The sequence below is a fragment of the Ancylobacter novellus DSM 506 genome (assembly GCF_000092925.1).
GTDB classification, from domain to species: domain Bacteria; phylum Pseudomonadota; class Alphaproteobacteria; order Rhizobiales; family Xanthobacteraceae; genus Ancylobacter; species Ancylobacter novellus.
Genome location: NC_014217.1, coordinates 2,964,290 through 2,981,608, shown reverse-complemented (window position 1 = coordinate 2,981,608; position 17,319 = coordinate 2,964,290). Strand labels below are relative to the sequence as shown.

Here is a 17,319-nt window from a genome sequence, read left to right as displayed (position 1 = left end):
GGCTCCTCAGCGCGCTTCCATCGCGCGGGCCAGCGCCAGCGAGGTCTCGCGGCAGAGCCCGGCATATTCCGGCGAGGTGCGGAAGGCGTCGTCGCGCGGCTGGTTCGGGTCGATGGAAAGCTCCGCCGAGACCCGCCCCGGCCGGGCGCGGAAGACCAGGATGCGCGAGGACAGGAACACCGATTCGAACACCGAGTGGGTCACGAAGATTATCGTGCAACCAAGTTGCCGCCAGACCTGCAAAAGATCGTTGTTCAGCTTGAAGCGGGTGATCTCGTCGAGTGCCGCGAAGGGCTCGTCCATCAGCAGCAGGCGCGGCTTGGTGACCAGCGCCCGGGCGATGGAGACGCGCATCTTCATGCCGCCGGAGAGCTCGCGCGGATAGGCATCGCGAAAACCTTCCAGCCCGACCAGTTCCAGCGCCTCGGCGATGGCGGGCTCGGCCTTGCCGCGGGAGACCCCGGCGAGCTTGAGCGGCAGGTGGACGTTGGCGAAGACGCTGGCCCAGGGCATCAGCGTCGGCTCCTGGAACACGAAGCCGATGGAGCGGCGGCCATCAGCGTCGCGCGCGGCTTCCGCGCCGTTCCAGTCGATGCGGCCGGCGGTCGGCTCGGTCAGGCCGGCGATGAGCCGCAGCGCCGTCGACTTGCCGCAGCCGGAGGGGCCGAGCAGGGAGAGGAACTCGCCCTGCCGGACCTCCATGTCGAGGCCTTCCAGCGCCGTCGTGGAATTGGGAAAGCGCTTGCCGACGCCTTCGAGGCGGAGGAGCGGGGAGGCCATGTCCGGCACTACTTCGCCAGCTCCTTGCCCACGCCCTTGTCGACGAATTTCAGCGTGTAGGCCTTCCTGTAATCGATGTCCGGCTTGACCACCTTCGCCTGCACCATCTTGTCGTAGAAGCTCTTCACCCGCGCATCGGTCATGGCGCCGATGCCCATCGTCTTGGTGTCGCCGGAATCGACGATGCCGTACGCCTTCATCTTCTCGATGGAGAAGGCGATCATCGCATCCGTCATCTCCGGATTATCCTGCTTGATCAGCGCGTTGGCCTTGGCGTTGTCGCCATAGAGATAATTGTACCAGCCGATGATCGAGGCATCGACGAAGCGCTGCACGAGATCCGGGTTCTGCTCCACCAGCTGGGTGCGGGTCTCGATGGTGGTGGCGTAGGTGTCGAAGCCGTAATCCGCCAGCAGGAACAGCTTCGGCTTGAAGCCGCCCTGCTGCTCGACCGCATAGGGCTCGGAGGTGATGTAGCCCTGCATGGCGCTGTTCTTGTCGACCAGGAACGGCGCGGCGTTGAAGGTGTAGGGCTTCACCTGGTTCTCGCTGAAGCCGTAATCGGCGACGAGCCACTGGTAGTAGCTCGCCAGCCCTTCCTTGGAGATGAACAGCGTCCGCGTCTTCAGATCCTCGAACTTCTCGACGTCGGGATGGGCGATCAGCACCTGCGGGTCCTTCTGGAACATCGCGGCGACGATCACCGTCGGGATGCCCTCCACCACCGAGGAGAAGGCCTGCAGCATGTTGGCGCCCATGTAGAAGTCGATCTTGCCCACCGGCAGCAGCAGCCGGTTGTTGGCCTGCGGGCCACCCGGCACGATGGTGACGTTGAGCCCGTATTTCTCATAGGTGCCGTCGACCACCGCCTGGTAGAAGCCGCCATGCTCGGCCTGCGCCACCCAGTTGGTGCCGAAGGTCACCTTGTCGGCGGCGTCCGCGGGAGCGCTGATGACGAGGGCGGCAACAATGGCGGCAAGCGGGGCGAGGAAACGCAGGTTCTGGAAACGCAGGTGCTGGGAACGCAAGCGCGGGAAACGCAGGCGCATCGAAGTCTCCATCCGGGTGCGAAGGGCAGTGCGTTACGGATCACATGCCGACATGATAGGCGAGCTTAATCGCGATGCACATACGCCGGCGACGGCCTGTGCATCAACATCCCGCCGCCCCATTCCACCTCAATTCTCCGAGCCCGCCATGCTGCGTCATCTCGTCCCCGCCGCCATCCGCCGCCCCTTCGCCCGCTACAGCCACGCCGTCGAGGTGCCGGCCGGGGCGCGGCTGCTGCTGGTCTCCGGCCAGCTCGGCATCTCGGTCGACGACGCCATCCCCGAGGAGGCGGAGGCGCAGGCGGGGCTCTGCTTTGCCGCCATCGCCGCCTGCCTCGCGGAGGCCGGCATGGGTCCGGACGACATCGTGCGGCTCAACGCCTATGTCACCGACCGCGCGCATATGGCCGGCTACATGGCGGCGCGCGACCGCTTCATCGCCGATCCGCCGCCGGCCTCGACGCTGATGATCGTCTCCGGCTTCACCCGGCCGGAGTTCAAGGTGGAGATCGAGGCGCTGGCGGCGCGGGTCGACTGAGCCTAGAACGCTAGTCTCCCTCGTGCCGGACACATCGCCATGCCCCCCAAACGCTTCTGGACCGAACTTACCTGGCCGGACTTCGCCAATGGCGACCCCGAGAACTGGATCGCCGTGCTTCCCGTCGCGGCGGTGGAGCAGCACGGGCCGCATCTGCCGGTCGGCGTCGATACCTTCATCGGCGAGGGCTACCTGAAGGAGGTGATGCAGCGGCTGCCGAACGACATCCCGGCGGTGTTCCTGCCGCTTCAGGCCATCGGCAAGTCGAACGAGCACATTCATTTCCCCGGCACGCTGACCCTCTCCGCCGAGACGGTGATCCGCGCCTGGACGGAGATCGGCGAGAGCGTGCACCGCGCCGGGGTGCGCAAGCTGGTCATCGTCAACTCGCATGGCGGCAACGTGCCGATCCTCGACATCGTGACGCGCGATCTGCGCGCCCGGCTCGGCATGCTGGCCGTGACCATTTCCTGGCACCGCTTCGGCTATCCCGAGGGGCTGTTCTCGGCGCAGGAGCGCCAGCACGGCATTCATGCCGGCGGGGTGGAGACTTCGCTGATGCAGGCCTTCCGCCCGGACACGGTGAAGCAAGGCGAGATCCGCGATTTCCCGCCGGTGACGCTCGCCATGGAGCAGGAGTTCGACTATCTGCGCGCCGGCTCGCCGGCCGGCTTCGGCTGGATGGCGCAGGACATCCAGCCCGCCGGCGCGATGGGCGATGCCACCGAAGCCTCGAAGGAGAAGGGCGAGGCCTGCGCGCTCTATGGCGCGCGCGCCTTCATCGCGCTGCTGGCCGATGTGCACCGCTTCGGCCTGTCGCGCCTGCCGGACGGGCCGCTCGGCGGTGGGGCCGCCTGATCCAGAATGCAAAAGGCCCGGGCGAGCCCGGGCCTTTCCATATCGCTTACGATCGGCTCACTTCTTGTAGGCGGCGAGACCCTGCAGGATGACCTCGCGGGCGCCGGCGGCATCCTTCCAGCCGGCGATGGAGACGGACTTGCCCTTCTCCAGATCCTTGTAGTGCTTGAAGAAGTGCTCGACCTGCTGGACGATGAGCTCCGGCAGGTCCACGTAGTTCGCGACCTTCGAATGGTACGGGTAGACCGAGTTGGCCGGCACGGCGAGGATCTTCTCGTCGCCGCCCTTCTCGTCGGTCATCATCAGCACGCCGATCGGGCGGGCCGTGATCACCGAGCCGGCGAGCAGCGGAAACGGCGAGATCACGACCACGTCGAGCGGATCGCCGTCGTCGCCCAGCGTCTGCGGGATGAAGCCGTAATTGCCCGGATAGACCATCGGCGTGTGCAGGAAGCGGTCGACGAACAGCGCCCCCGATTCCTTGTCGAGCTCGTACTTCACCGGCGAACCGCCGGCCGGAATCTCGATGATGACGTGGATTTCGTCAGGCGGGTTCGGTCCGGCCGAAATGCGGGAAATGTCCATGAACGGGCTCCAGGGCGAACGGGCCGGCAGCGCCGGCAAGAAAGGCGCCCTCTCATAAGGCCCAGCGGGCGCGCCGTCGAGACGCAGGAGCGCATGACGGCCCCATCAATTGGACGCAGCGGCGGGGTCGTGTGTCTTGGAAGTCCAGCCCTGAGGTAGTTCTAACCGCCCGATCCACAATGCGCCGTCATCCTGAGGTGCGACCCCGGACTTGGCCCGGGGGAGCCTCGAAGGATGGTCAGTGAAGCGCACCCGGACGAGCATCCTTCGAGGCTGGCCTGCGGCCAGCACCTCAGGATGACGGCCATTCGGGAGGAAATGGAAACTGCGGCTCAGGCGTCGGCATAAGCCGGCTTGGCGTCGATACAATGTATCTTTCAGCTGGACAGGGTGGATCGATACACTGTATCACTTTGGTCGAGACGGAGACCGACATGCCCGCCGCGCCTGCCCACGCCGACCCGCATCGCCACCCGCATCCGCACGACCATGCGCACGACCACGCACATGTTCACGCGCATCATCATTCCCATGCCGAGGGCGAGCGGCACCCGGCGGCGCGGCCGGGCTTCTCGCTGCTGCGGCTCTCGGCGGCGCAGCGCCTCGCCATCGCCGTGCCGCTGGCGGCGCTGCTCTGGGCGGCCGCGCTCGCGGTGATCTGGGGCGGCGCGTGATGGGCAACGTGATCTCCTTCCGCGACCTGACGCTCGGCTATGACCGGCACCCGGCCGTGCATCACCTCGATGGCGACGTGCCGGAGGGGGCGCTGCTCGCGGTGTGCGGGCCGAACGGCGCCGGCAAGTCGACGCTGCTCAAGGGCATCGCCGGGGTGCTCTCGCCGTTGGCCGGGCACATAGACGGCCATGTGCCGGCGCGCGAGATCGCCTATCTGCCGCAGGCGGCCGAGGTCGACCGCTCCTTCCCCATCGACGTCTACGACCTCGTCGCCATGGGGCTGTGGCGCCGCTCCGGCCTGTTCGGCGGCATCGGCCGTGCCGACCGCGACCGGATCGAACACGCCATCGCCGCCGTGGGGCTGGAAGGCTTCGAGGCGCGGCCCATCGGCACGCTGTCCGGCGGGCAGATGCAGCGCACGCTGTTCGCCCGCCTGCTGCTGCAGGATGCGCGCCTCATCCTGCTCGACGAGCCCTTCACCGCGCTCGACGCCGGCACCGTCGCCGACCTCACCGCGCTCGTCGAGCGCTGGAACGGCGAGGGCCGCACGGTGATCGCCGTGCTGCACGACCTCGAACTGGTGCGGGTCCATTTCCCGCAGACCCTGCTGCTGGCGCGTATGCCGGTGGCCTGGGGCGCCACGCGCGAGGTGCTCACCTCCACCAACCTCAATGAGGCGCGTCGCATGTGCGAGGCGTGGGACGACCGCGCTCCTGCCTGCGCGCCGGGGGAAGCAGCGTGATGTACGACCTTCTCCTTTCCCCCTTCGTCGAGTTCGACTTCATGCGCCGCGCGCTGGTCGGTGTGCTGGCGCTCGGCGTCGGCGCCGGGCCGGTCGGCGTCCTGATGATGCTGCGGCGCATGAGCCTTGCCGGCGACGCCATGGCGCACGCCATATTGCCCGGCGCGGCGGTCGGCTTCCTTGCCGCCGGGCTCAACCTCTTCGCCATGACCGTCGGCGGGCTGGTCGCCGGCTTCGCGGTGGCGCTCGGCGCCGGTGCGGTGGCCCGCGCCACCGACATGAAGGAGGACGCGGCGCTTGCCGCCTTCTACCTCGTCTCGCTGGCGCTCGGCGTGCTGCTGGTCTCGTTGCGCGGCTCCAATGTCGACCTGCTGCATGTGCTGTTCGGCACGGTGCTGGCGCTCGACGACGCGACGCTCCTGCTGATCGTCGGGATCTCGTCCCTGACCCTCGTCGTGCTCGCGCTGTTCTGGCGGCCCATGGTGCTGGAAAGCGTCGATCCCGGCTTCCTGCGCTCGGTGAGCCGGGCGGGGGCGCCCTCGCACCTCGTCTTCCTGGCGCTGGTCGTCACCAACCTCGTCGGCGGCTTCCATGCGCTCGGCACGCTGCTGGCGGTCGGCATGATGATGCTGCCCGCTGCTGCGGCGCGGTTCTGGACCCGCGAGCTGACCGCGCTGGTCGGCGTGTCGGTGCTGATCGCCTGCGGCTCCGGCGTGATCGGGCTGCTGGTCTCCTACCATTCCGGCGCGCCCTCCGGGCCCGCCATCATCCTCGTCGCCGGCGCCGCCTATGCGCTGTCGGTGCTGTTCGGGCCGGTGGGCGGGCTGCTGCCCCGCCTGATGCCGCGCCGCCATCTCGAAGCCTGAGGAGAAGCCTTATGCTGACCCGCCGCCACTGGCTCGCCGCTGCGCTCGCGCTCGGCCTCACGACCCCTGCCTTTGCGCAGGACGCCCCGGCCAAGATCCCGGTCGTCGCGACCTTCTCGATCCTCGGCGACTTCGTGAAGGAGGTCGGCGGCGACCGCGTGAGCGTGTCCACCCTGGTCGGGCCGAACGGCGACGCGCACGTCTTCCAGCCTTCCCCGGCTGACGCCAAGAAGGTCGCCGCCGCCAGGCTGGTCTTCGTCAACGGCCTCGGCTTCGAAGGCTGGATCGACCGGCTGGTCAAGGCCTCCGGCACCAAGGCCGAGGTCGTCGTCGCCACCACCGGCATCACCCCGCGCGAGATGGCCGAGGAGGAGGACGATCACGACCATGATCACAAGAAGCACGCGGATGCGCACGACCATGGCGGCACCGATCCGCATGCGTGGCAGTCGGTCGACAATGCCGAGGTCTATGTCGCCAACATCCGCGACGCGCTGATCGCTGCCGACCCCGCGGGCAAGGCGACCTATGAGGCCAACGCCGCCGCCTATACGGCCAAGCTCGACGCGCTGGACGCGCAGGTGAAGGCGGCCATCGCCGCCATTCCCGCCGAGCGGCGGCGCATCATCACCTCGCACGACGCCTTCGGCTATTTCGGCGCCGCCTATGGCATGGACTTCGTCGCGCCGCAGGGCGTGTCGACCGAGAGCGAAGCGTCCGCCAAGGACGTCGCCCGCATCATCCGCCAGATCAAGGCCGAGAAGATCCCGGCCGTGTTCATGGAGAACATTTCCGATCCGCGCCTCGTCAAGCGCATCGCGGCCGAGACCGACGCCAAGATCGGCGGCGAGCTCTATTCCGACGCGCTGTCCGATGACAAAGGCCCGGCGAGCACCTACATCGACATGATGCAGAACAACATCCGCCAGTTCTCCGCGGCGCTGTCGAGCTGAGTTCGCGGTTCACCACACCGTCATGGCCGGGCTTCGTCCCGGCCATCCACGACTTTCCGCCGCAAGGCGTGGATGCCCGGGCCAAGCCCGGGCATGACGTTCTGAAATATCGAGGTCGACAATGCCCGACACTGAGACCAACAAGATCCCCGTCACCGTGCTGACCGGCTATCTCGGCGCCGGCAAGACCACGCTGCTCAACCGCATCCTCTCCGAGCCGCACGGCAAGAAATTCGCCGTCGTCGTCAACGAGTTCGGCGAGATCGGCATCGACAACGACCTCGTCGTGGGCGCCGACGAGGAAGTGTTCGAGATGAACAACGGCTGCATCTGCTGCACCGTGCGCGGCGACCTGATCCGCATCATCGACGGCCTGCTGCGCCGCAAGGGCGATTTCGACGGCATCATCGTCGAGACCACCGGCCTTGCCGATCCGGCCCCAGTTGCCCAGACCTTCTTCGTCGACGAGACCGTCGGCGCCAAGACCGCGCTCGACGCGGTGGTGACGGTCGCCGACGCCAAATGGCTGAAGGACCGGCTGAAGGACGCGCCCGAGGCGAAGAACCAGATCGCCTTCGCCGACGTCATCCTGCTCAACAAGACCGACCTCGTCTCGGAGACCGAGCTGAAGGACGTCGAGATGCGCATCCGCGCCATCAACCCCTTCGCCCGCATCCACCGCACGCAGAAGTCCGACATCGCCATCGACAAGGTGCTGGGGCAGGGCGCGTTCGACCTCGACCGCATCACCGCCATCGACCCCGACTTCCTCGAGGGCGGCCACAAGCACTTCCACGACGAGGACATGCAGTCCTTCTCCTTCTCGTCCGACAAGCCGCTGGACCCGGACAAGTTCTTCCCCTGGATCCAGGAGCTGACCCAGAAGGAGGGACCGAATATCCTGCGCTCCAAGGGCATTCTGGCCTTCAAGGACGACCCGGACCGCTTCGTGTTCCAGGGCGTGCACATGATCCTCGACGGCGACCACCAGCGCCCCTGGCGCGACGACGAGGCGAAGCTGAGCCGCATCGTCTTCATCGGCCGCCATCTCGACCAGAAGGCGCTGGAAGCCGGTTTCCGCGCCTGCGTGGCGTGAGGCTGCCTGCCTGGACATCCTTCGAGGCTCGGGCTTTGCCCGAGCACCTCAGGATGAGGTTGCTACCAGAACGACCTCATCCTGAGGTGCGAGCGCAGCGAGCCTCGAAGGACGATGAAGCCGGGCAGTTTCCGCGCGACGCATGACACCCGGCCGAAATTCCGCTAACCCCGGCGTCGTCACCGAACGACGCCGGAATCCCATGGCCGCCCTGTCCTCCTCTCCGTCCTCCCTCACCTCGAAGCTGCGCCCCGTCGATGTCGGCGGCGCGGTTGCCGGCGTGCGCTTCCTCGGCCCCACGGCCGCCTTCGCGCTGGAGGGCGGCGCTGTCGTGCTGGTCGGCGAGGAGGAGCAGCGGGTCGAGGCGCACAAGGGCGCCATCCTCTCCGTCTCCGGCGATGCGAAGCGCCTTGTCACCGGCGGCGATGACGGGCGGGTGGTCGCCACCAAGGGCGACGGCTCGGTCGAGGCGGTCTTCGAGCAGAAGGGTCGCTGGATCGACCAGGTGGCGGTTGCCGGCGACGGCGCTGTCGCCTTCTCCGTCGGCAAGACCGCCTATTTCCAGCCGGTGAAGGGCGAGAGGAAGTCGCATGACTTCCCGTCCACCGTCGGCGGCCTCGCCTTCGCGCCGAAGGGCACGCGGCTTGCCGTCGCCCATTATGGCGGGGCGAGCCTGTGGTTCCCGAATGCGGTGGCCAAACCCGAAGTGCTGGAGTGGAAGGGCTCGCATCGCGGCGTGCTCTGGCACCCGGAAGGACGCTTCCTCGTCACCACCATGCAGGAGCCGGCGCTACATGGCTGGCGCCTGCCGGACGGGGCGCATATGCGCATGTCCGGCTATCCCTCGCGGGTGCGCTCGATGGCCTTCACGGTGGGCGGACGTTATCTCGCGACCTCCGGCTCGGGCGAGGCGATCCTCTGGCCCTTCGGCTCGAAGGAAGGGCCGATGGGCAAGCAGCCCACCATGCTCGCCCCGCGCGACGTGCGCGTCTCGGCGGTGGCCACCCACCCCAAGGACGAGGTCATCGCCTGCGGCTATGAGGACGGGCTGGTGCTGATGGTGCGCATCTCCGACGGCGCCGAGATCCTGCTGCGCGCACCGGACGGCAAGCCGGTCAGCGCCATGGCCTGGCGGGCGGATGGTGGGGCGCTCGCCATCGGTACAGAAGGCGAGACGGCGGGCCTTCTCGCCTTCTGATTGGTCCTTTGTGAATCAGCGGCTTGGCAGGCTGTGGCCGTGAGGCAACGCAGCGTCGGCTGAGGAGGCGCGCTGCCGGAAATCCGGCTGCGGTCGTGGCGGCGTCACCCCGCTGTCATAAGCCGCCGGTAGCGGGGGACGACCCGAAGATCGTCCAGGATCCCGCCCCATGAACCGCCTCTTCTCGTCGGCCAGCTGCTCCGCTCTGCTGGCCGCCAGCGCTCTGCTGTTCGTGCCGCTGGCCGCCGGCCTTGCTCCGGCGCATGCCGATCCCGCGCCGAGCGGCTCGTTCATCGTTCCCACCGGCACGACCGAGACCGCGCCGCAGAGTGTCTCCGGCACGGATACGGGCGTGATCGAAGAGGGCGGCACGCTGGAGACCGACGGCGACGACGCCATCGTCTGGGACGGTCCGGCGACCGGAGCCGGCGTCGTCATCACCAATGACGGGACGATCTCCACCACCGACCGGGCGATCGACACGGACGGCGAGGTGAGCGGCACTTTCACGCTCCAGAACAACGGCGTCATCGAATCCGGCGACGACACGGTGCGCATCAACGATGCCTTCGCCGGCGGCTACCTGCATGTGATCAACACCGGCGAGATGACCTCGGGCGAGGGGCAGGTGTTCGATCTCAACAAGGCGACCGATGCGAGCGCCGTAGTGGTGATCGAGAACAGCGGCAGCATCACCGCGCAGGAGAACGACGCCATCCGCTTCGGCAGCGGCGCCATCACCCTGATCAATTCCGGCACGATCCAGACCCTCAACGAAGACGACCGCGCGCTGAAATTCGACGACGAAGGCAATATCGAGAACGTCTCGACCTTCACCCTCGTAAATGAGGAAGGCGGCAAGATCATCGGCGGCGACGATGCCTTCAAGATCGCCGCCGACGCCGACAACAACGCCTCCAGCGCGGTCATCACCATCGAGAACCATGGGCTGATCGACGGCGGCGCCGGCCAGGCGCTCGACTTCGCCGACCTCACCTCGGCGACCAACACGATCACCATCATCAACCACGCCACCGGCGTCCTGCAGTCCTCGGAAGCCGACGGCATCCGTCCCGGCGCCTTCGCCAGCGTGATCAATTACGGCGTCATCCAGTCGACGGACCTCACCAGCGACGGCGACGGCGTCGACTTCCAGGGCGCCGGCGGCTCGGTTCTGAACAAGACCGGTGGCGAGATCCTCGGGGCGAAACATGGTGTCACCGGCGATGGCGCTGTCACCGTGACAAACGAGGCTGGTGGCATGATCCTCGGCCGCAACGGCTCGGGCATCAACGTCGACAGCACCGGCGACACCATCGTCACCATCACCAATTACGGCACCATCCAGGGCGCCGTGACCGGCCTGCTCGACGACGACGAGGACACGGCCGACGGCACGCCGGACGGCGACGGCGACGGCGTGGACGTCGACGGGCAGGTGATTCTGCACAATTACGGCCTGATCCAGGGCACCGGCGCCACCGGCACCAATGACGGCGATCCGAACACGGCGGACGGCATCGCCGCCGGCGGCGGCCTCATCCACAACCATGCCGGCGCCACCATCCAGGCCTTCGACAACTACGCCAATGAAGGCCAGGACGACGTTGGCCGCGCCATCCTGATCGATGACAGCTCGCAGGGCCCGGCGCCCTTCGCCACCACGCTAATCAACGAGGGCACGGTCGTTTCGGACGGTGTCGCGGTGACCTTCATCGGTGACAATGACGACGTCATCGTCAACGCCGGTGTCATCAGCAGCGACAACGCCAAGGCGGTCGACATGGGCGGTGGCGACGACCTGTTCGTCTACCGCTCGGGGAGCCAGGTCACCGGCTACGTCACCGGCGGCGACGGCGACAACACCTTCGAGCTCGGCGGCAGCGGCAGCTTCAATCTCGGCCTGCTCGGCGACGAGGCGCAGTATCGCGACTTTGGCACGCTGCTGATCGGCGAGGGTTCGAGTTTCACCGGCACCGGCAGCAGCGACTTCGCCGGCGCCGTGGTGGTGGACGGCAGCTTCGTGCTCAACGGCGCGCTGCCCTCGGTGGCGCTGACCATCGCCAACGGGGCGACGCTGGGCGGCAACGCCACGCTCGGCTCGCTGACCGTCGGCAATGGCGGCACGGTTACCCCGGGCAACTCGATCGGCACCGTCACGGTGAACGGCACGGCGACCTTCGACACGGGCTCGACCTATGTCGTCGAGTTCAACCAGACGAGCTCCGACCGGATCGTCGCCGACACCTCGGCGATCAATGGCGGCACGGTGATGCTCTCCAGCGAGGGTGGGCCGCTCAATGTCGGCGCCGTCTACACCATCGTCTCGGCCGATGCGACGACCACGCCGGACGGCAAGTTCGACGGCATCACGATGGCGCAGGACTTCCTGTTCATCGACCCGACGCTCGGCCGCGACGGTGCGTCGGTGACGCTGACGCTGGAGCGCAATGGCACCTCCTTCGCCAGCCTCGCCCAGACCGCCAACCAGCGCGCGGTGGCGAACGCCATCGAGTTCGCCAATGGCGGGCTGCTGCAGTCGACCGTCTTCGCCGCCACGGCGGGCGACCAGGCGGCGATCGCCGAGGGCTTCGACCTGCTCTCCGGCGAGGTGCATGCCTCGGTCGGCACCACGCTGTTCTACCAGTCGAACCTGGTCGCCGACACGCTGGTCGGCCGCCTGCGCCAGGCATCCGCCGCCGGGGACTCGCCGGCCATGGCGGCGCTCGCCGCCGGCGGCCCGGTGACCGCCTATGCCGCCAGGGCGCCGGAGCCGGCGAGCCCGTTCCCGGTGAAGGCCGCGCCGCTCGAGCCGGCCGGCCCGGTCTACGCCACCTGGGCGCAGGGCTTCGGCCAGTGGAACAGCACCGACGGCAACGGCAATGCCGCCGATATCGATAGCTCGCTCGGCGGCTTCCTCGCCGGCGCCGATGTCACCAGTGGCAACGCCACCTTCGGCCTAGCCGCCGGCTACACCTCGTCCAGCACCGACATCGACGACCGGCTGAGCAGCGCCGACGCGGACACCGCGCTGATCGCCGCCTATGCCGGCGCCAGCCTCGACGCCTGGCGCCTGCGCGGCGGCGCCAGCTATGGCTGGAGCGACGTCGACACCAAGCGGACGGCGGCGATGCTCGGCCTCGCCGAGAACCCGCTCGGCTCCTATGACGGCTCGACCGCCAACGTCTTCGTCGAGGCCGCCTATGCGGTCGAGGCGGCCGGCATCGCCTTCGAGCCCTTCGCGCAGATGGCCTGGAGCTGGATCGACACCGACAGCTTCGTCGAGACCAACGCGCCGGTCCTCGGCCTGTCCTCGTCGGGCCTGTCCTATGACGTGCCCTATTCGACCCTCGGCCTGCGCCTCGCCACCAGCTTCGCGGTGGGCGAAGGCACGGTGACGCCGCATGCGACGCTTGCCTGGCGCCATGCCTATGGCGACCTGTCCCCGGAAGTCGCCATGTCCTTCGCTTCGACCGGCGGCGCCTTTACCGTGGCCGGCGCGCCGATCGCTGAGGACAGCTTCGTGCTCGGCGCCGGCATCGATCTCAACATCGGCCAGAACCTGTCGCTGAACGTCGGCTATGAGGGCCAGTTCGCCAGCGACGTAGACACCAACGCGATCAAGGGCGGCCTGACCTACCGCTTCTGATCGACGCTTCCCGCGGGCGGTGGCGCGGAGACGCGCTGCCGGCCGCCCGCCTTTGCCGGTACGCCGCATCGTGACATGCCAGTGACGCGCTTCGCGCTGTTGCAGCGCAGTATTGTCGACTAGGCTGGGCTACCGTTCAGCACGAGGGCCCGCCATGAAGATCGAGGACGTCCGCCGCACCGCCTATTCCATGCCGCTGACCAGCCCTTCCTATCCCAAGGGGCCGTATCGCTTCTTCGACCGCGAGTTCTTCATCGTCACCTACCGCACCGATCCGGCGGCGCTGGAGAAGGTGGTGCCCGAGCCGCTGAAGGTCATCGAGCCGATCGTCAAATATGAGTTCATCCGCATGCCGGATTCGACCGGCTTCGGCGACTACACCGAGACCGGGCAGGTGATCCCGGTGGAGTTCGAAGGCCGCAAGGGCGGCTATGTCCATGCGATGTATCTCGACGACGAGTCGCCCATCGCCGGCGGGCGCGAGCTGTGGGGCTTCCCGAAGAAGCTCGCCAAGCCGAAAATGGCCGTCGAGAGCGACGTGCTGGTAGGGAGCCTGCATTACGGCAGCGTGCTCTGCGCCTCCGCCACCATGGGCTACAAGTACGAGGCGCTCGACCATGACGCCGTGCTCAAGTCGCTGGCCGCGCCGAACTGGATGATCAAGATCATCCCGCATGTCGACGGCACGGCGCGGGTGTGCGAACTGGTCGAATATTATCTCGAGAACGTCACGCTGAAGGAGGCTTGGACCGGCCCGGCGGCGCTCGGCCTGTTCCCGCACGCCATCTGCGACGTCGCCAAGCTCCCCGTGCTGGAGGTACTCTCCGCCGTGCACATGCGCACCGATCTCACGCTGGGCCTCGGCAAGGTGGTGCACGACTATCTGAAGGATTGAGCGGGCCTGCGTGCTTCGAGGCCACCCTGCGGGTGGCACCTCAGCATGAGGCCGGTTTCCGCAAATCCCTGTCCAGCCTCATCCTGAGGTGCCCGGCGCAGCCGGGCCTCGAAGGACGCAGGCTGTTGATGCAGGCGGGCCTCACCCCAGCGTCAGGCGCTCGCTGGCCATGAAGCCGAGCATCAGCGCGAGGCCGAAGGCGATCAGCGCCAGTGCGGCGAGGAACTCGACGCCGCGCAGCATCACCGTGCCTGCCGAACCCGGCCGGTTGGCGGCGAGGCGCACCGCCGCGCGCTTGGCGAAGACGGCGATGGCGGCGATGGCACTCACCGTGATCGCCGTGCCCACGCCCATGAGCAGGGTCGAAGCGGCGCCGACCCAGAAGATGCCCTGGGTCAGCGCGAAGACCAGCACCAGTATGGCGCCCGAGCAGGGGCGCAGCCCGACCGAGAGCACCGCGCCCCACCATTCGCGCCAGCTATTGCCCTTGGGCAGTTCCTCCGGACCGGGCATGTGGCCGTGCCCGTCCTCGCAGCCGCAATCCGGGCCGTGGACATGGGCCGGCACGCCGCGCCAGGCGGCGAGCAGCGCGCGGCCCTTGATGTAGGCGAGGCGCAGGCCGATCAGCACGATCAGCCCATAGGCGGCGATCTCGACGATAGTGACCGCCCGGCTCATCGAGGCGGCGGTGGCGCCGAGGATCACCGCGAAGACGCCGGCGACGAGGATGGCGGCCAGCGCCTGCGCAAACGCGCTGGCGAAGGCGAGGCCAATGCCGCGCTTGAGCGTCGCCTCATTGGCCAGGAGGTAGGAGGAGATCACCGCCTTGCCATGGCCGGGGCCGGCGGCGTGGAAGATGCCATAGGCGAAGGAGATGCCGCCCAGCAAAGCGAGCGCGCTGCCGTCCTGCTTGGAGGCACGCACCGCCGAGGTGAGCAGCCGGTAGAACTCCGCCTGCTTGGCGAGGATGTAGCCGGCGATCCCGCCGCTCTCCGGGGGCGGAGGCGGGGCGCCGACGCCGAACGGGCTCTGCGCGAAGGCGGGGTGCAGGCTCAGCCAGCCGGCGGCGATGGCCAGCGTGGCGAGGAGGAGGCGCTGCCTCACGAGCAGGTCACCGTGACGCGGTTGGCGAATTGCGAGCCGAACTGGCTCGACGATGTCAGCGCGTTGAAGAAGCTCTCGGTGAGGTTCGACGAATTGGTCGCCGCCGGGTCCGGCCGGTGCAAAGTGAGCGCGCAGCCAGCGGCATCGCCGGCGAGCTTGATCGGATCGTCATCGGCGAGCTGGAAGGCGACGAAATAGGTCGGGTCGTAGACGTCGAGCGTCAGCGCGCCCTTCTTCGCCTGCGGCTTCTCGAAGGGCAAAGTGAAGTGCAGGGTGAGCTGCGTGCCGTCATAGGTTAGCGAATAATTGGTCGGCGGCAGGAATTTCTCGTCTTCCTTGCCGCGCTTGGCGTAGGTGAAATAGTCGAATTCCTTGAGGGAATCGATGTTGACCTGCGCCAGCTCCTTCAGCGTCTTGTCGCTGGGCTTGCCGTCGGGCGTGGTCTCCAGCCCCTGCAGCGCGTAGCTGGAAAAGGCCTCGTCGAACTTCCACGCGTGCTTGACGCCGGTGAGCGTGCCGTCCGGCGCGTAGTCGAGCTGCGAGCGCACCTCCACCCACACATGCGGATGGGCCAGCGCCGGCCCGATCAGGCCGATGAAGGCGAGCGCCGCCACCAATAGTCGCCGGAACATGAATGTCTTCCCCGCACATGCCGCCACGCGTTCCTGTCTGGCGGGCGAGTTCGGCGGAATGGTGACGCGGCCTCGTGAAACGACGACGGCCGCCCGAGGGCGGCCGTCGGATTGATCGAAGCGCCGGAAGCGCTGCTCAGGCCGCCTTGGCGGACTTCGGCTGCAGCAGCTTGCGGTTGACCAGCACTTCCGCGATCTGCACCGCGTTCAGCGCCGCGCCCTTGCGCAGGTTGTCGGAGACGCACCAGAAGCTGAGGCCGTTCTCCACCGTCGCATCCTCGCGGATGCGCGAGATGTAGGTCGCGTCCTCGCCGGCCGCCTCATAGGGCGTGATGTAGCCGCCCGGCTCGCGCTTATCGACCACCAGCACGCCCGGCGCGTTGCGCAGGACCTCGGTCGCCTCCTCCGCCGTGATCGGGTTCTCGAACTCGACGTTCACGGCTTCGGAATGGGCGATGAAGACCGGCACGCGCACCGCGGTGCAGGTGAGCTTGATCTTCGGATCGAGGATCTTCTTGGTCTCCGCCATCACCTTCCATTCCTCCTTCGTGTAGCCGTCCTCCATGAAGACGTCGATGTGAGGAATGACGTTGAAGGCGATGCGCTTGGGGAATTTCTTCGCCTCGACCGGGTCCGACACGAACACGGCGCGGGTCTGCGCGAACAGCTCGTCCATGGCGTCCTTGCCGGCGCCGGAGACGGACTGGTAGGTCGCAACGACAACGCGCTTGATCGTCGCCTTGTCGTGCAGCGGCTTCAGCGCCACGACGAGCTGGGCGGTCGAGCAGTTCGGGTTGGCGATGATGTTCTTCTTGGTGAAGCCCTTGATGGCGTCGGCATTCACTTCCGGCACGATCAGCGGCACGTCCGAATCGTAGCGCCAGGCCGAGGAATTATCGATCACGACGCAGCCCTGGCGGCCGATCTTGGGCGACCATTCCTTGGACACCTCGCCGCCGGCCGACATCAGGCAGATGTCGGTGTCGGAGAAGTCGTAATGCTCGAGGGCTTTGACTTTCAGGGTCTTGTCGCCGAAGGAGACCTCCGTCCCGACCGAACGGCGGGAGGCGAGCGCAACGACCTCGTCCGCGGGAAAGCCGCGTTCGGCGAGGATGTCGAGCATTTCGCGGCCCACATTGCCTGTGGCACCGACGATGGCGACCTTGTAGCCCATGATCATTCTCCTGAAAGCCCTGCCATTCACAGGCTCGGGCGAGCGCGGGCTTTTACGCCGAAAGGGGCACGCGCGCAACGCTGGTACCGCTCAGGCATGCCAGATCGCCCCGTCACCTTTCGGTGCGGAGGTTCGGGCCTTCCGGTCGCCCTTCGAGGAAGGGCGTGCGGGGCGCCGGAGCGGACACTCCGGCGGTCGCCTGCACCGATTGTGAAAAGGTGGTGCAAGCCTTCATTCAACCAACCGACGCGCCGTGCCCGGCGCCCCGCACGCGGTGTTTTCGGGCTTGCTCCATGCGGCCCCCGGAGGAACTACCGTTGCTATCCTCCGCTGGGGGGCTTGCGCGCTTGCCGGCGAACCGGTTAGCGCCAGCCACGGTGACTCGCGGAAAGTGCGAGCCGGGAACGCACGGCTTGGGCCGCCGCCCGGACGAGGTGCGTTATCCCCGCCAGACGGCCACCGCCCCCCGTCCCGCGCGAGCCGGCCGCTCCGGTTGCGCCCCCTCATCGGGACGAGGTGAGGCAA

General features: G+C 67.7%; 16 protein-coding genes. 10 read left to right on the top strand and 6 right to left on the bottom strand.

Translation table 11 applies throughout. From position 1 onward, the window contains the following. Positions 1 to 6: 6 nt before the first annotated feature. Both SNOV_RS14125 and SNOV_RS14120 read right to left on the bottom strand, forming a co-directional pair. Positions 7 to 780 carry an ABC transporter ATP-binding protein gene (locus SNOV_RS14125; RefSeq protein ID WP_013167631.1) on the bottom strand — a complete coding sequence of 258 codons (774 nt, stop codon included), beginning with the start codon at positions 778 to 780 and terminating at the stop codon, positions 7 to 9. An 8-nt stretch (positions 781 to 788) separates the two neighbouring features. Then, positions 789 to 1,829 (bottom strand): ABC transporter substrate-binding protein, encoded by a 1,041-nt coding sequence (locus SNOV_RS14120; protein WP_013167630.1) that lies wholly within the window; start codon positions 1,827 to 1,829, stop codon positions 789 to 791. 148 nt (positions 1,830 to 1,977) lie between these two features. Between SNOV_RS14120 and SNOV_RS14115 the strand changes: the two genes are divergently transcribed. Both SNOV_RS14115 and SNOV_RS14110 read left to right on the top strand, forming a co-directional pair. After that, positions 1,978 to 2,367, top strand: a complete 390-nt coding sequence (locus SNOV_RS14115) for a RidA family protein (protein WP_013167629.1) — start codon at positions 1,978 to 1,980, stop codon at positions 2,365 to 2,367. A 39-nt stretch (positions 2,368 to 2,406) separates the two neighbouring features. After that, complete coding sequence (locus tag SNOV_RS14110) at positions 2,407 to 3,225, top strand: creatininase family protein (RefSeq protein WP_013167628.1); 819 nt, start codon at positions 2,407 to 2,409, stop codon at positions 3,223 to 3,225. Between the two features lie 57 nt (positions 3,226 to 3,282). On the opposite strand, the gene ppa is transcribed toward SNOV_RS14110, so the two are convergent. Next, a complete protein-coding gene (gene ppa, locus SNOV_RS14105; protein ID WP_013167627.1) occupies positions 3,283 to 3,810 on the bottom strand; it encodes an inorganic diphosphatase in 528 nt (175 codons plus the stop codon). A gap of 434 nt (positions 3,811 to 4,244) precedes the next feature. Here ppa and SNOV_RS14100 point away from each other — a divergent pair, with 434 nt between their 5' ends. The 8 genes from SNOV_RS14100 (at position 4,245) to SNOV_RS14065 (ending at position 13,884) form a co-directional block, all read left to right on the top strand. Beyond that, positions 4,245 to 4,484 (top strand): hypothetical protein, encoded by a 240-nt coding sequence (locus SNOV_RS14100; protein ID WP_013167626.1) that lies wholly within the window; start codon positions 4,245 to 4,247, stop codon positions 4,482 to 4,484. Further along, on the top strand, positions 4,484 to 5,227 hold the full coding sequence (gene aztA / locus SNOV_RS14095) for a zinc ABC transporter ATP-binding protein AztA (protein ID WP_013167625.1): 744 nt from the start codon (positions 4,484 to 4,486) through the stop codon (positions 5,225 to 5,227). Before SNOV_RS14100 ends, aztA begins: the two co-directional genes overlap by 1 nt. Next, a complete protein-coding gene (locus SNOV_RS14090; RefSeq protein WP_013167624.1) occupies positions 5,227 to 6,093 on the top strand; it encodes a metal ABC transporter permease in 867 nt (288 codons plus the stop codon). The genes aztA and SNOV_RS14090 overlap by 1 nt, the downstream gene beginning before the upstream one ends. Positions 6,094 to 6,104: 11 nt before the next feature. Continuing rightward, positions 6,105 to 7,046, top strand: coding sequence for a metal ABC transporter substrate-binding protein (locus SNOV_RS14085; RefSeq protein WP_013167623.1), 942 nt, complete (start codon positions 6,105 to 6,107; stop codon positions 7,044 to 7,046). Between the two features lie 121 nt (positions 7,047 to 7,167). After that, entirely contained in the window at positions 7,168 to 8,142 is a 975-nt protein-coding gene (locus SNOV_RS14080; RefSeq protein ID WP_013167622.1) for a CobW family GTP-binding protein, read from the top strand. Between the two features lie 202 nt (positions 8,143 to 8,344). Next, complete coding sequence (locus SNOV_RS14075; protein ID WP_013167621.1) at positions 8,345 to 9,340, top strand: WD40 repeat domain-containing protein; 996 nt, start codon at positions 8,345 to 8,347, stop codon at positions 9,338 to 9,340. Between the two features lie 169 nt (positions 9,341 to 9,509). Further along, positions 9,510 to 12,989 carry an autotransporter outer membrane beta-barrel domain-containing protein gene (locus tag SNOV_RS14070; protein WP_013167620.1) on the top strand — a complete coding sequence of 1,160 codons (3,480 nt, stop codon included), beginning with the start codon at positions 9,510 to 9,512 and terminating at the stop codon, positions 12,987 to 12,989. A gap of 154 nt (positions 12,990 to 13,143) precedes the next feature. Beyond that, the gene (locus tag SNOV_RS14065; RefSeq protein WP_013167619.1) at positions 13,144 to 13,884 is read left to right on the top strand and encodes an acetoacetate decarboxylase; all 741 of its coding nucleotides are present in this window, start codon (positions 13,144 to 13,146) and stop codon (positions 13,882 to 13,884) included. A 141-nt stretch (positions 13,885 to 14,025) separates the two neighbouring features. Here the strand turns inward: SNOV_RS14065 and SNOV_RS14060 are convergent, their stop codons facing one another. The 3 genes from SNOV_RS14060 to SNOV_RS14050 form a co-directional block, all read right to left on the bottom strand. Then, positions 14,026 to 14,988 carry a nickel/cobalt transporter gene (locus SNOV_RS14060; protein ID WP_013167618.1) on the bottom strand — a complete coding sequence of 321 codons (963 nt, stop codon included), beginning with the start codon at positions 14,986 to 14,988 and terminating at the stop codon, positions 14,026 to 14,028. After that, positions 14,985 to 15,620 (bottom strand): DUF1007 family protein, encoded by a 636-nt coding sequence (locus SNOV_RS14055; RefSeq protein WP_013167617.1) that lies wholly within the window; start codon positions 15,618 to 15,620, stop codon positions 14,985 to 14,987. The genes SNOV_RS14060 and SNOV_RS14055 overlap by 4 nt, the downstream gene beginning before the upstream one ends. Positions 15,621 to 15,756: 136 nt before the next feature. After that, a complete protein-coding gene (locus tag SNOV_RS14050; protein WP_013167616.1) occupies positions 15,757 to 16,794 on the bottom strand; it encodes an aspartate-semialdehyde dehydrogenase in 1,038 nt (345 codons plus the stop codon). Positions 16,795 to 17,319 lie beyond the last annotated feature (525 nt).

Excerpts from the sequence above, each read along its gene's own strand:
- ppa (WP_013167627.1), bottom strand. The coding sequence starts at position 3,810 with ATGGACATTTCCCGCATTTCGGCCGGACCGAACCCGCCTGACGAAATC.
- SNOV_RS14115 (WP_013167629.1), top strand. The coding sequence starts at position 1,978 with ATGCTGCGTCATCTCGTCCCCGCCGCCATCCGCCGCCCCTTCGCCCGC.
- SNOV_RS14070 (WP_013167620.1), top strand. The coding sequence starts at position 9,510 with ATGAACCGCCTCTTCTCGTCGGCCAGCTGCTCCGCTCTGCTGGCCGCC.
- aztA (WP_013167625.1), top strand. The coding sequence starts at position 4,484 with ATGGGCAACGTGATCTCCTTCCGCGACCTGACGCTCGGCTATGACCGG.
- SNOV_RS14075 (WP_013167621.1), top strand. The coding sequence starts at position 8,345 with ATGGCCGCCCTGTCCTCCTCTCCGTCCTCCCTCACCTCGAAGCTGCGC.
- SNOV_RS14085 (WP_013167623.1), top strand. The coding sequence starts at position 6,105 with ATGCTGACCCGCCGCCACTGGCTCGCCGCTGCGCTCGCGCTCGGCCTC.
- SNOV_RS14065 (WP_013167619.1), top strand. The coding sequence starts at position 13,144 with ATGAAGATCGAGGACGTCCGCCGCACCGCCTATTCCATGCCGCTGACC.
- SNOV_RS14090 (WP_013167624.1), top strand. The coding sequence starts at position 5,227 with ATGTACGACCTTCTCCTTTCCCCCTTCGTCGAGTTCGACTTCATGCGC.
- SNOV_RS14100 (WP_013167626.1), top strand. The coding sequence starts at position 4,245 with ATGCCCGCCGCGCCTGCCCACGCCGACCCGCATCGCCACCCGCATCCG.
- SNOV_RS14110 (WP_013167628.1), top strand. The coding sequence starts at position 2,407 with ATGCCCCCCAAACGCTTCTGGACCGAACTTACCTGGCCGGACTTCGCC.
- SNOV_RS14080 (WP_013167622.1), top strand. The coding sequence starts at position 7,168 with ATGCCCGACACTGAGACCAACAAGATCCCCGTCACCGTGCTGACCGGC.
- SNOV_RS14125 (WP_013167631.1), bottom strand. The coding sequence starts at position 780 with ATGGCCTCCCCGCTCCTCCGCCTCGAAGGCGTCGGCAAGCGCTTTCCC.
- SNOV_RS14055 (WP_013167617.1), bottom strand. The coding sequence starts at position 15,620 with ATGTTCCGGCGACTATTGGTGGCGGCGCTCGCCTTCATCGGCCTGATC.
- SNOV_RS14120 (WP_013167630.1), bottom strand. The coding sequence starts at position 1,829 with ATGCGCCTGCGTTTCCCGCGCTTGCGTTCCCAGCACCTGCGTTTCCAG.
- SNOV_RS14050 (WP_013167616.1), bottom strand. The coding sequence starts at position 16,794 with ATGGGCTACAAGGTCGCCATCGTCGGTGCCACAGGCAATGTGGGCCGC.